Source organism: Amycolatopsis australiensis (assembly GCF_900119165.1).
In the GTDB taxonomy this organism is placed as follows: domain Bacteria; phylum Actinomycetota; class Actinomycetes; order Mycobacteriales; family Pseudonocardiaceae; genus Amycolatopsis; species Amycolatopsis australiensis.
Genome location: NZ_FPJG01000006.1, coordinates 6,580,476 through 6,593,686 on the forward strand (window position 1 = coordinate 6,580,476; position 13,211 = coordinate 6,593,686).

General features: G+C 68.1%; 10 protein-coding genes and 1 pseudogene. 3 read left to right on the forward strand and 8 right to left on the reverse strand.

All coding sequences use genetic code 11. The features are described from left to right. Nucleotides 1–4: 4 nt before the first annotated feature. Nucleotides 5–3,847, reverse strand: a complete 3,843-nt coding sequence (locus tag BT341_RS32060; RefSeq protein WP_177328948.1) for a GDSL-type esterase/lipase family protein — start codon at nucleotides 3,845–3,847, stop codon at nucleotides 5–7. 191 nt (nucleotides 3,848–4,038) lie between these two features. Here BT341_RS32060 and BT341_RS32065 point away from each other — a divergent pair, with 191 nt between their 5' ends. Then, a complete protein-coding gene (locus BT341_RS32065) occupies nucleotides 4,039–4,521 on the forward strand; it encodes a hypothetical protein (RefSeq protein ID WP_072479818.1) in 483 nt (160 codons plus the stop codon). Nucleotides 4,522–4,538: 17 nt separating this feature from the next. Here BT341_RS32065 and BT341_RS32070 read toward each other — a convergent pair whose 3' ends face one another. The 5 genes from BT341_RS32070 to BT341_RS32085 all read right to left on the reverse strand — a co-directional run bounded on the left by BT341_RS32070 (nucleotide 4,539) and on the right by BT341_RS32085 (nucleotide 9,901). Further along, nucleotides 4,539–6,497, reverse strand: coding sequence for an AfsR/SARP family transcriptional regulator (locus BT341_RS32070; RefSeq protein WP_084743065.1), 1,959 nt, complete (start codon nucleotides 6,495–6,497; stop codon nucleotides 4,539–4,541). Between the two features lie 3 nt (nucleotides 6,498–6,500). Continuing rightward, a complete protein-coding gene (locus BT341_RS45625) occupies nucleotides 6,501–6,659 on the reverse strand; it encodes a hypothetical protein (RefSeq protein ID WP_177328949.1) in 159 nt (52 codons plus the stop codon). A gap of 35 nt (nucleotides 6,660–6,694) precedes the next feature. After that, entirely contained in the window at nucleotides 6,695–8,182 is a 1,488-nt protein-coding gene (locus BT341_RS32075) for a hypothetical protein (protein WP_143168702.1), read from the reverse strand. Between the two features lie 73 nt (nucleotides 8,183–8,255). Further along, the gene (locus BT341_RS32080; RefSeq protein WP_177328950.1) at nucleotides 8,256–9,083 is read right to left on the reverse strand and encodes an AraC family transcriptional regulator; all 828 of its coding nucleotides are present in this window, start codon (nucleotides 9,081–9,083) and stop codon (nucleotides 8,256–8,258) included. A 140-nt stretch (nucleotides 9,084–9,223) separates the two neighbouring features. Further along, nucleotides 9,224–9,901 carry a nitroreductase family protein gene (locus BT341_RS32085; protein ID WP_072479822.1) on the reverse strand — a complete coding sequence of 226 codons (678 nt, stop codon included), beginning with the start codon at nucleotides 9,899–9,901 and terminating at the stop codon, nucleotides 9,224–9,226. 262 nt (nucleotides 9,902–10,163) lie between these two features. Here BT341_RS32085 and BT341_RS47970 point away from each other — a divergent pair. After that, nucleotides 10,164–10,232, forward strand: a pseudogene (locus BT341_RS47970) (winged helix-turn-helix transcriptional regulator); the annotation flags it as partial. Nucleotides 10,233–10,472: 240 nt separating this feature from the next. On the opposite strand, the gene BT341_RS32095 reads toward BT341_RS47970, so the two are convergent. Both BT341_RS32095 and BT341_RS45630 read right to left on the reverse strand, forming a co-directional pair. Then, nucleotides 10,473–11,648, reverse strand: coding sequence for an aminotransferase class V-fold PLP-dependent enzyme (locus tag BT341_RS32095; RefSeq protein ID WP_177328951.1), 1,176 nt, complete (start codon nucleotides 11,646–11,648; stop codon nucleotides 10,473–10,475). Nucleotides 11,649–11,731: 83 nt separating this feature from the next. After that, nucleotides 11,732–11,908, reverse strand: a complete 177-nt coding sequence (locus BT341_RS45630; protein WP_177328952.1) for a hypothetical protein — start codon at nucleotides 11,906–11,908, stop codon at nucleotides 11,732–11,734. 132 nt (nucleotides 11,909–12,040) lie between these two features. Between BT341_RS45630 and BT341_RS32100 the strand changes: the two genes are divergently transcribed. Continuing rightward, entirely contained in the window at nucleotides 12,041–12,802 is a 762-nt protein-coding gene (locus BT341_RS32100; protein WP_143168703.1) for a hypothetical protein, read from the forward strand. Nucleotides 12,803–13,211 lie beyond the last annotated feature (409 nt).

Sequence of the window (13,211 nt, forward strand, 5' to 3'; positions counted from 1 at the left end):
GGCGCTAGATACCGAAGTCACGCAGCGTTCTGTTCACAACGCCCGCGTAGGTCGCGGCTCCCTCGATCTTCGGGTGGAAGGACTGCGCCGACGGCTTACGGAGGTCCGGATCGTCACCCGGGGTTTTGTCGGTAACGATCCCGTGGATCAGTTCCGGACTGCCACACACGGACTTGCCGTAGAAGTCGCCGGTAGGGTCGGCGAACTTGATCTGAACGCCGGAAGACGAAACATGCTGCACGGCCACGTTGAGTTGCTCGTTCAGCTTGTCTGCCATCGAGTTGAGCCACGGCGCCTCACCACCGTCACCCACGATCCCCGGAATGCAATAGCCATCTCCCGACAACAGTCTCGGATATCCGACGAGCACGATTTTCGCGCTCGGGGCCTTGCTGTGAATTTCGGCAAGCACCTTCTCCACTGAAGGCCGGACAACGTTCTCGATGAGCACCGGCTCCACGTCTTCCAGCCGACCGGAGTCACCATCCAAAGTGCTACCCTGACACCCCACGAGCTCAATACACTGTTCGATGACGTCAGTGAACCTGGCGTCATTCCCGCCGATCGAGAGCGTCACCAGTGTCGTGTCTACATCGATCCAACCAGAATCCAGTTGCGACACCTCACCGTAGCCCCCTGACGCCGGGTTGTTCGGCTCGCTTGACAACATGTTGGCGACTCGCGCGCCCGAACACGCGACCTGTCGGTAGTCCACATCGGGGTCCAAATTATCCGCTCGCCAGCCGACGCCGACATCCGAATCGTGCAACGTCATCACACGCGACCACGCCTTCGTCGACCGATGACAGGCGTCTCGCCAGAAACTGTCGGGCTTTCCGGCATTCGCGCCATCGATGTCGGTTTCGGGAAGGTAGTCGGTCCCGCCGGTCGCAGAGGCACCTTCACCCGAAGAGTACGAGTCCCCCATCGAAACGATGATGTTGGCAGGCTTGTGCTGCTCCGGCGCGATCGCCACCGCATCCCACGCGACGTCCTCCACGTTCCGACCGTCGGCCGTGAGGTTGTCCAGGATCACCTTCGGGCTTCCAGAGAACGGGAAAGTACCCAGCGAGACCCATTTGTTGGCTTGGATGCGTTGCGGCAGGACCCGGGATCGTGTCTGGCCGTTGCCTAGGTCGATCAGGTACTTCGCCTGCCTGGTCTGCGCACCGTTGTCCGGAATGTGGACGAACAGCCGGTGCCAGCCGGTGACCTGCTGGCTGAACGCCCAAGTGCCGGTGATCTTCAGTTTGTTCCCGACCGTGTCATCCCTGTTGGTGTGCGAGAACCAGAAGTGGGCGCCGAACCCGCCGCCTTCCTGGTGCAGGTCGATCTTGGACGCTTCGTTGCCCGCACTGTCCGTCCCGAACGTCATGCTGAACGTGCCGGCATTGTTCGGTTTGAAGCACTCCGTAGTGCTCACCGGTGGCACGTCGTCGGCGACGTCGTCGACAACGATGCTGCCCTGCGGGAGTTCACTCACGCCGCAATGTGGCGGATAGCTAGTACCGTCGCCCGGTTCGGCTTGGTAGTCGGGATAGTCGTAGCGGATGTACTCGTTACCGCACGTGTAGGAGCAGTCCGGCTTCCACGTCGACGAGTCGTGCCACCAGCACTTCAGGTCATAGTAGGTGCCGTTCTTGTGAGAACACGGCCCGGCGGGCTCGCCGCGGACATCGCCATTGCCCGCGCTGTCGCCCGGGTAATCGGGAACATACGACTGGCCCCAATAACACTGATTGGCGGCACTGCAGAACTGCTGCGGCGGGGGCTGTACCGCCCGCTTGTTCTGCGTCGCGGTGCCGGGGTTGGTGGAGCCGGACGAGTCCGGAGTGCCGTTCCACCACGCCGCCCGGAACATCGGGACCTGCGCGATCGGAGACTCGACGGCGGACGGCGGGTTCGCCCCGAAACCCATCACCTTCTCCGGATAGCCCCACTGCTGCGGGTGGGCGAAGTCGGCCGGGTCCGTACCGAATGCCTCGCGGTCCGGCGGGTAGTGGGGGTTCGCCGGGTTGTTGCCCCAGCCCAGGCCGTACGCGCCCGCAGAGCCGTCCTCGCCGGGTTGGTGATATCCCGAGTTGTACGCCCAGACAGCGTAGAACCAGTTCTCAGGCTTGGCGGGGTCGTTGTTGTTCAACGTGATGCCGGCGTCCTGGACCTCGTTCCACTTCTTCTCCAGCAGCTGCAGACCGGCCGCTACGTTCGCCGCATAGTCGGTCGCGACCGCTTTCTGCATGGTCCACGGCAAGGCCGTCTCGTTGAGCTTCTCGTGACCCGCCAGACGCATCCCGTCGGTCAGCTGCGAGACACCGTAACCGCAGTCCGCGTTCTCGAAGTGGATGTCCCAGCCGTCGAATGACGAGGTGCCGTAGTAGTTACCGACCAGCGGGTTCCCGGTCTCGCCCGGCAGCACGTGCCGGCTGGCCTGCCACAGGTTCGACTCCTGCCCGAGGATGCCGAGCAGGACCTGCGCGGGCACCTGGCCGTTGGCCGTGTTGTGCAGGGCGACCGGCGGGAACATGTCCTGTGGCGAGTAGCCCGGGAGGCCGTTCGACTTCCAGTTCGCCGGCCTGCTCCAGTACAGGTGGTTCTTGACGGCCATGTCGGCAGCCCACTCCACCTGCTTGGGCTTCGGCTGGTACACCTGGGTTTTCGGGTCGTTGCGCGGTACCGAACAGGACCTGCCCGGGTCATCGGGTTGCGAACGCGGCGTGAGGGCATCGCCCGGATCGACAGTGAACTGCATCGTGGTGCCGGTCTTGGTGCTCTTCGCGGTCAGGTCGAGGCGCTTGGCGTTCGGGTCCGCCGGGGTGAACGCACCTTGCGGATCCACGTATTCGACCTTGGTGACCACTGCCTCGCCGAGGGTCGACACCGCGCTCTGTGCGGGCGCCTCGACCCGGCCGACCATCGCCGGCAGGCTCGACACCCGGCCCGGCCGGCCGGTGACGAACACCTTGTTGCCCGCGCCAGAGCTGAGTCCCACCTCACTCGGCTTGCCGGCCGCAAGAGTCGTGGTCGCGGCCTTGCGGACGCTGACTGACGCGGCTCGCCGGACCCGCACGGTGGCCGGATCCCGGTCGCGGTCCATGAACACCACGCCGCCGGCGCTGTCGGCCGACAGCCGGAACGGGACGCCGGCGGTGTCGGCGAGCACGGTTCGACGGCCGCCGGGCTCGACGTGCACGACCGCGTCCTTGTCGGCCGCGACGATGCCGTCCTTGGTCGGCACCGCGGAGGTCAGCTGGCCGGGCACCTCGATGCGCTTGCCGAGTGCACCGGTTTCGGCGTCGAGCGTCAGCAGGCCGGTCTTGCCGAGGTCTTCGTCGGCGGCCTGGGTGAGCACGGCGTTCTCGCCGTTCCCGCACCCCGGGTTGAAGTACGCGAGACTGGTCCGCACCGGCAGTTTGCGCACCACACCCGAGGTGAGGTCGACGACGGCGGTGAACCCGCCGCGGTCGAAAAGCGCCTGTTGGTTGGTGAACGCCCGTGGCGCATACACCACGACGACCCGTTTGCCGGACGCGGTCAGGCAGGCGTTGCCGATCCACTGCTCGGTGTCGATGCCGTCTTCTGACAGCGTGGCCGCGGTACGCCATTGGTATCCGGTCGACGCTTCCGCGACGAGGACGTGGAAGCCGGTCGCGTCGCTGCTCGTGGTCCACATCCGGTCGCCGGACTGCTGCCAGCCTTTGCCGAGTGTCTGGTCACGGTGGGCCGGCTCGACTGATGACGGGTGTCGCGGTGGCGGCGGTTTGGCGGCGGTGGTGCCCGGCTGGTGCCTGCCGTCAGGGTCGGCGGGCGCGGCGAATGCCGACGGTACCGCTGTCGAGGTGATGGTCACGCCGGTCAGTACGCACAGGGCAAATCTTGCCCAGAATCTCATCTCATTTCCCCTTTGCCCTTCCTGCGGAACGTACTGACGTTAGTTCCGGGCGCTCCAAATTCTCTCCAACAGCGGTCCAGGGGCTTGAAGTGAATTCGGAGGCGTCGCTCATAGGGTGCGAAGGTCACTGCCGGGCGAAAGGAATCTTCATGAAAACGTTCAGGCGCTTGCTGACTGTCGTCGCGGCCTCTGCGGTCATCGGCGGTGGTTTCGTCGTCAGCCCCGCCATTGCGGAGGCCGCCGAGTCCGACTGCGCCGGGGGTGTCAACGGATTCGTGGACATCTCGGACTACCTCTCCGGCACCGTTGTGCGCAGCAAGCGAGTCAGCGACTACGACACCCCGGCCTGGCGGCCGGTCGAGCTCACCGTGCAGCATGGCAATGTCGGCGACCGGGACCGGGGCTGGGCCAAGATCGAGGGCTGGACCGAGCCCTACATCGACGAGGTGTGGATGGACGTCACCTTCGATGGCGGCCAGAGCTGGCTGCAGTGCGGGCCGTTCCGGAAAATGACCGCCGAGAACGAACCGGTCACCACCGCCGCCTACCCGACCAGCCCCGACCCGAACATCCGGTTCCGGGGGTGCGCCTCGATCGGCACGAACGGCGTGGAGTGCACCGACTGGTGGTGAGCGAGCCCCGAGGGTCGCTACCGCGTGCACGGTTGCGGCGTGGCGACGGCGGCCAGTGCGGTGCCCGGGAAACGCAGAACTGCGCACTCGCTCCGGCTGCCGTCGGCCGTGGCAGTGTTTCGCTCCGCCAGGTCCGCGGCGTAGGCACGCAACAGTTCATGCAGGCGGTAACAGCCGGCGCCGGCGTGTTTCAGCAGACTCGCCGCGGCCAAGCGCTCGAGACCGCTTCGTACATCAGCCGCTGCGCCGTCGGTCAACGCCGCGACCTGCGGGCCGCCGACATCTGGCGACGGCAGCTGTCCAAGCCGGCGGAATAGCTCCTGGTCCTCCGGCCGCAGAGCAGCGTACGAGGAGTCGAAGGCCGCCCGCATCGCCGCTCGGTCGTCGTCGGCCACGGCGAGGGTGTCGAGCCGCGACGAACCGGTCAGCTCGGCCAGGTAGGCGGCGATGTCCGGGTTGGGCCGGGCGCACACTTGCGCGGCGGCAATCCGCAGGGCGAGTGGCCAGTGCCCACAGCGATCCGCCAGCCGTGCCGCGGCGGCGGGATCGGCGTTCACGGCCCTGGTCCCCACCACGCCGCGAAGTAACTGAAGGGACTCGGCCGCGGGCAGGGGCTCCAAAGTCAGGACTGTCGCTTCCTCGCGGGCGGCCAGTCCGCGCAGGCTGTGCCTGCTGGTGACGATGATGGCGCAGGAGGCGCTGCCGGGCAGCAGAGGACGAACTTGATCAGCATGTGCGGCGTCGTCCACTACGACGAGGATTCGGCGATCGGCCACGAGCGATCGGTACAGCAACGCTCGTTCATCGGCGGAGCCGGGGATGCGCGACGGCGCGACACCCAGCGATCCCAGCAGCCAGGACAGTGCCTCCGCGGTGTCCAGTGGCTGTCCGGGGCCGTAGCCGCGCAGGTCCACGAACAGCTGACCGTCAGGGAACTGCTGCCGTATCAGGTGCGCCACCCGCACGGCCAGGGCGGTCTTGCCGATTCCCGGTGGGCCGGCGATGACCACGGGCGCCAGGCCGTCCGCATGCAGCCGTCGGATGGTCCGGGCGATCTCGCTCGCCCGGCCGGTGAAGGCCGGAGCGTCGGCAGGCAACTGCCGGGGCAGCACCGCGACGTTGGCGGCAGAGCGCGTCTCGGCGAGCAGGCGCACGTCATCCTCCAGGATCTCCTGGTACGTCTGCCGCAGCTCCGCGCCAGGGCCGACACCCAGCTCGTTGGCCAGCAAGTCGCGGACCCGGCTGAAGGCCGCCATGGCGTCGGCGCGTCGGTTCGCCCGATGCAACGCGACCATCAACGATCGCCAGAACCGTTCCCGGAACGGGTGATCAGCCACCAGGTGCTGCAGTTCCGGGATGAGCGCCTCGTGCTCGCCCCCTGCGAGGTCCGCGGTGACACGAAGCTCGATGGCGGTGAGCCGCAGCTCGTCCAGCCGGTGGGCCTCGGCGAGCAAACGTCCGGCACCGAGGCCGCCGAAGGCGGCCCCACGCCACAGTGACAGTCCGCCACGCAGGCCGGCTGCGGCCCGCCGGTGCTCACCCGCATCGAGGGCGGCTCGCGCAGCGACGACAGTATCCGCGAACTCGTGCTGGTCGATCTCCACGTCGTCGACCGAGATCCGGTATCCGGATCCCTGGCGGGTCAGCACATCGCCCGCCCCGGCGGCGGCCAGCGCAACTCGGATGGCGGAGACATAGGTCTGCACCATGGCGCGGGCCGAGCCGGCGGGGTGATCTCCCCAGACGGCATCCACCAGGTGGTCCATCTCGACCGAGCGGCCGGGAGTAGTCAGCAAGGCGGCCAGGAGCGCCTGCGGCTTGGGGCCGCCGATCCTGACCGGGCGACCTCCGGCCACCACTTCGACCGGGCCGAGAAGGTGGAACCTTACCCGGTCGGCGAGGTGCCTCAAGGGTGGCCCGTTGACCAGCTTGGCCGGTCTCGGCGGCGATGACGTCGAGTCGGTTGCGGCAGCCATCGCTCAGCCGATGCGCGTGTCAGCCCAACGGGGGCCGACCTCGTGGCCGACGAAGGTGCCGACGCTCGCGCTGAACACCCAGTTCTGCAGGTCACCACCATCGGTGATGTCCACGAAGTCGTCGGCGTCCACTCCGGCGGTGGCGCGCGCTGTCGTTTTCACTCTGCTCTCCTTGCCCCCTCGTCGGCCGATGGTGGTCATGCGCCTAGCACCGAACGGCAGGCGGCCATCAGGATGCCCTCGGTGCTGTCCGGGCTGGCCGGTTGTGTGCCGGGCGGCGAGGAGCGCAGCGGCGCGGGCCAGTCGTAGGCGATCATGCTGGTGCCCACGCCGGCGATGTACTCGTCTCCGTCCCACCAGGTGTTCCAGCCTGCTTCGTACCCGTTGTTGCGGTCGAGCCCGGCCCACGAGACCTCGTCGGATGGCACGTAGCAATTGACCTCGTTGGCGTAGGCCATCACCCACAGCGGAGACACGCCGAGCCGGTGCAACCCGATGTCGTAGCCGCTGAGCACCTCGTTGCCCAGCGCCAGGATGGTCAGGCCGCCCAGTTTCCAGCACTGGATCGGCATCGGCACCGAGGTGGGCACGCTACCGGCGTCGATCTGCCCGATGATCAGCTCGGCGTGCCGCCGGGCTGCCGCGTCCACCGCGTTGTCGGTCGTCGGGCTGATGTTGTCCACCCGGTACTGGTACCTCGCCCGCAGCTGGGCCCGGGCGGCCGGGTCGCTGGTGTCGACCGTCATCGGCAGCTGGATCTCCGTCAGGGTCGTGCCGATCGGGCCGGCCACCGGCTGGAAGGTACCGCGCTGCACCACGTCGAGCACCGCATTGGCCAGCTTGGATCCGTTGCCGGCGACGGCGGAGTCGCTGCCCAGGGTCGCCGGGTTGAGGTCACCGGCGGTGCCCTGGAAGAACAAGGCAGGCACCCCGAGTGCGCGTTCCACAGCCTCCGACGCGTATCCGCAATGGTCACTGTCGTAGACGGTGTCGTTGCCCCGGCACACCGGATGACAGGCGTGACCGAACAACACGGCGAAGGGGTTTCCGTTGTCGATCCTTCTGGCCAGCAGGACCGGGACGGTGGGCAGCAGGTACGGCAGGCCGTCCCGGTTGGTGGCGATGTCCGCCTGTCCTTCCGCGTAGTGCAGGCTCACCGCAGTCGCGGCCGCGGCCCTGGTGCGGCGCACCAGATCGACCAGTGCATCGACGTACAGGTCGGTGTAGTCCGCGACCACCTGGGCGTCGGCCGGGGCGAGGTCGAGCAGCACTCCGGGGTCGGGCCGATCACCGACCAGCGGCCCGGAGTGCGTGTGGCTGGCGGCCAGCAGGAAGTCGGAGCTGGAGTCGACGAGCCCGGCTTCCAGGACACCGCTGCGGATACGCTGGTGGACGCTGCGCGGAATGCTGACGACATCGACCCGCAGCAGGATGTTGGGGACGCCGTTGTCGTAGATCACCGCGCAATGCGCGCGCAGCTTTCTCGCCACGACGTGGGCGGCATTGCCACGGGGCACCCAACCGTAGCCGCCCATCCAGGGATTCGTCTGTGGAGTGACATCCAAGGTGCCCACGCTCATGGCCATCGCCGCGGCGGGCTGGGCCTGCGCCGGTTCCGCCGTGGTCATCACCGCGGTGAGAGCCACCATGCCCCGGAGCACCGTCCGCCGATCGATTCGATTCACGCTCTGGACCGTAATGTCGCTCAGCGGACGAGTCTTGCACGAATACGAACCTGCGGAAGCAGGCGTACTACTGCTACGACGCGAGACCGCTCTGTCCTGGCCCTGTCCCGGAAGAAAGCGTGTTCCCGACCCGGGTTCGCAGGATCGCCCGCAGTCCGGTGGGTGTGGTCCGGGCCAGCGACCGGACGTCCCGGGTGAAGTGCGCTTGGTCGGAATACCCGCACTCATGAGCGATCCGTGCCATGGGCACAGTGGCGTCCCGGACCAACCACGTGACCGCGTGCTCGAACCGGAGGATCCGGGCCGCCAGCTTCGGGGACAGCCCAACCTGCCGGAGGAACCGCTGCTCCAGCTGCCGCGTGGTGATACCGGATTCGGCGGCGAGCGCGGCGATCGGGAGCCGGCCGCGAGTGTCCGCCAGCCGGCTCCATGACCGGACCACCGTGTCCCCCTCGGGTAGCCGCGAGCCCAACGCGGTGAGGAGGAACTCATCGACCAGCGCGAACCGCCCGCTCCAGCCGGACGTTTCGGCAAGCTGCTCGGCTATCGAGGCCACGACCGTCCCGGGCAGGAGATCACCGAGATCGGCCCGGACGTTCGACAGCTCCGCCAGGCCGATGCCGAGCAGCGCGTGCGCGGCCGGCGGAGTCAACCCGACCGCGACACCGCCGTGCCGGCCCCATTGGTCGAACTCCACGACCCGGTCGTGAAGGCCACTGACCGGGACCACCAGACCCCGGCGAACCGGCCCACCACCCGGCGGACGTCGTGCCGGGGACTCCCAATCGAACAGGATCGTCACCACCCCACGCGGGAACAGCCGGCGCCGGACCGGCGCGCGGGCCACCGTCCGGTAGCCGACGTATCCGGCGACACCGTGCCGCAGCGCCGGATGCGGCACGCCACGCACGATTTCCCCGGCACCTGTTTCCGTAACATAGCGTTCGACCGCAAGGTCCCACCCGCCCCGCATCATCTGCTCCCCCATCGCAGACCTCATCGTCCCGTCCGGAGACGGGCTCGATCGTCAGTTCTTCCGCCTCACCGGTCGGTCGCTCGAGTCATGCGGCTTCCCCCCCCGTTCGGGTACTGCTCGAAGAAGACGTTGCGCGCCACGGGACGGCGGCCGGGGTGCGGGACCGGGCCGGCCGGGTAGCCGATCGTCACCAGCACCGCGATCGCCAGGTCGTCGCGGTCGCCGAGGCCGACCACCTTCTTGACCTTGGCCGGGTCCCAGCCGTTCATCGGCGCGCTCGCCAGGCCCATGCTCGCCGCGGCGAGCATGACGTACGTGGCCGAGATCATCGCGTTCTTGACCGCGTTCTCCCGCAGCAGGCCCCGCTCGGCCAGATGATGGAACTCGGCCCGGGAATCGAACATCGCCGCGAACTCCGCGTTCCAGGCACCGGCGTCCGCCGCCCGCTCCGCGACGTCGGCGTGGTCCTCCCGCCACGCTTCGGGCTCGGCGACGAAGACCAGGCACACCGGAGCCTCCGCCGGCTGCGGCTGGCCACCGGCCGCCCACGACAGGCCCTCCCGGCCCGTTTCGCCGGTGACGACGACGATCGAGCGATCCTGCATGTTCCAGGCACTCGGCGCCTCGACGGCCAGCTCGAGCAGCTCCTCCAGCAGCGCCGCCGGCACGGGATCCGGACGGTAGTGGCGGACCGTGCGCCGGGCACGAATCGCGTCGGGCACCGAAAGACGTTGTGAATTCATGGATCTCACTATCGGAGAGTGACGCTCGAACGGGAAGTAGGCACTTTCTGGTGCGCTACGCTCCCAGCGTCATCCGCACCGCGCGCCCGCACACCGCTACAGTCACCCGATCAGGTGGTAAGCAGAAGTGCCTACTTGCTTAACCGGCGGTTAGGAACACTGACGATCGGCATCCAGTGGCTGCGCGTGCTCCGGAACCCGCCCCGGCACACAGCTCCGCTACACGGAACTGCGGCGCCCGATAGAAGGCATTTCGCAGAAGATGCTGACGCAGACGCTGCGGCAGCTGGAAGCGGACGGGTTCGTCACCCGCACCGCCTACCCGACGGTGCCACCGCAGGTGGAGTACACGCTCACCCCGCTCGGCCACAGCCTGCGGAGCCCGATCGCGGCTTGCGAGAGTGGGTGGAAGCCCACATCAACGACATCGAACGCGCCCGTCAAAGCCGCTGAACGACGGTCCGGCGCCGCGGAGGCGGTGCGAACGTCGCCGAGTTCGCTCACCTCCCCGCCAAGCCAGGATTGGCGCCCACGGGCGATACCCGAAGGACAACTTCCCTTGTTCGTGTGCTCAGCGACCGGTGCAGCAAGCCAGGAGCTCACCGAGCCGGACGAGCTCGTCCGGCGTCACGTCGATGTGCGGGCTGAACCGCAGCAACGAACCCGTCAAATGATGCGGAGCACGCTCGGCACCGGCCACCGAGCACACCACGCCCCGCCGCACCAGCCGCTCCCGCACCGCCGCCGGGTCGACGTCGTCCGCCGGCCGCAGCGCCACGATCGCTCCCGGCGCCGCGACCGGGTCGCACACCGCCCAGCCCGGCACCTCCGCCAACGCCCGCCGCGTCGCCGCGCCCACCTCGGCCAGGCGGCGCATGATCCGCGACGGGCCCAGCTCCTCGAACTCCGCCAACGCCACCGCCAGCCCCGCCCGGCCCGCCACGAACGCCTCCCGGCTCTCCAACCGCCGCACCGGCCGCGACTCCCCCGGCCACGCCCCCGCCGCCAACGCCGGTGCCCGCGGTACCAGCCGTCCCTGCCACGGATCCGCCACCGCCACATACCCCACACCACGCGGCCCGCACAGAAACTTGCGTCCCGTCCCATACGCCGCCGCCGCGCCCGACGGCAACCGGAACTGCCCCAGTGCCTGCGCCGCGTCCAGCACCACCGGCACCTCGTACTCCGCACACGCCGCCACACACTCGGCGACCGGCTGCAGCACCGCCCGATGCGACAACGCCGCCGTCACGTGCACCAACGCCGGACGCTCCCGCCGCAACCGCCCAGCCAGCGCCTCCACGTCCAGGACCCCGCGCGAATCCACGTCCAGCAACTCGACCCGCAACCCCCGGTCGGCCAACGCCGCCAGGCTCGGCCCCCAATCCGAACGCGGCGCCCACACCACATCACCGGCTTCCACCGGCCACGCCGCCAGCAACTGCGCCAACGCCGTCGACGCGCTCTCCGTGAAAGCCACGTCCTCCGCACCGAACCCCAGCAACGCCCCCAGCCGCGCACGAGCCTCGCGCAACTCACCCGCGATAGCCACCTCCGCGACGTACCCGCCACGCCTCGCCTCAGCCGCCTGATGCCGCGCCACCCGGGCCCGGACCGCCCCGCTCGTCCGCCCGCACGCCGCGGTGTCCACGTGCAATCCCGCCGTCCGCGGCCGCCGCTCCGCCCACGCCCGCCCCAGCTGCTCGTCCGGAACCTTCGGTAGCCATGCAGCTGTCTCACCGGGCATTTCGCTCTCCTCCCCCATCAGTGGCAAGCTCTAGTGCCCCTTCTACACCGCGCCGATGATCCACGTCAGCCGTTGGAACCTCGTCAAACGGCCTGTGCCACTGTGGCCGGGCACTGGCTCGGCTGGTCCGCAGCCGCCGCTTGTTGGTTCGGCACGATGACGGCCATCGCCGCGATCGCGAGCACGGCCATGAGACTGCCGAATTGCATGCTTCGCCGACGCGACACCAGTGTTCTGACCATAATCTTCACTCCGCTCATGGCGCGTCATCGCGCAACGTACCAGGAGAGCCTCCAAATTCACTCCAAACCTCAGAACCAGCGACTGGAAGGAACTTGGAGAACCTTGACGTAGCGTCGGCATGTTCCACAGTCAGTCAAAGGAGCGAAACCATGAGATTGCGCAACGTCCTGACCGGAATCGCCTGCGCGGCGGCGATGATCGCCGCGAACGGCACAGCGACCGCCGAAACATCCACGGTGGTGACCCCGAAGACACCATACGGGTGGGGCTTCACCGAGATCGACACCTCCGGATATTTCTCGTGCTGGGAGTCCAACGCAAGCTTCACCGGCTATTCCCGGTTCAGCATCAACACCATTCAGCAATGGGCGGGGCGGGCTCTCACCACGCGGGTCGGCCCGGCGTCAACTGATGCTCCGCAGTGCGCGGCCCTGTTCGTCAGTGGGGACAGCCTCTGGGAGATCAACACCGAGACCAGCGGTACTCACTACATCGGCCCCGGCTGGACCAACGCCCGGCTCATCGCCGCCCTCGGCGGTTCGGAGTTCATCGAGGTCACCGACACCGGCCAACTGATGCTGTGGACCTACACCGACAACTGGCACAGCCAGCAAATCGGCCAGGATTGGCAGAACGCGCGGCTCATCACCGGGGTCGGCGTCGGCGAGTTCGTCGAGGTGACCTCCGACGGACGGCTGGTCGACTGGCTGAGCACGGACGACGTCCACTGGTATCCCTCGACTGTCGGCCAGGGATGGGGAGACGCCAAGTTCATCGCCGGCGTCGCACAAAACCGGTTCACCGAAGTGACCTACGACGGACGACTGGTCAACTGGGTCTATGACGGCTCGGTCGGCTGGACCGGTCGTCAGGTGGGCCAGGACTGGGGCAACGCCGCGCTGGTCGGATAGCCGTTCCCGAGCGGTACAACGAGCTCAAGTGTCAAGGGCTAGATGCATCTGCTTTCCGCCGACATCACCAGCTGAATATCGGCGAGTCCTGCCTGCGCACCTGGATGGCCCAGACCGACGGCGGCTAGAACGGCTCGGCCACGAGCGACGCGGACGCCACGTCGGCTTCTCGACGGAGGTGAGCCCCGAGCTGCCCGGATGGCGTTGGAACACACCGGCGAGCGACGGCTCTCATCCTGACAGCCTTCGATCTCTGCGTGACCGAGGTAGATACCAGCGGAGGCAGATTCTCTCCCCTGGAGGGAGCGCCGATCGGGCCGACGCACTCTAGCGGAGCCTGGCGTCGGCGGAAGCCCGCGCATGCGCTGCCTCGGCTGCGGACTAGCAGGCGGGGCGGGCTTGCCGCCGA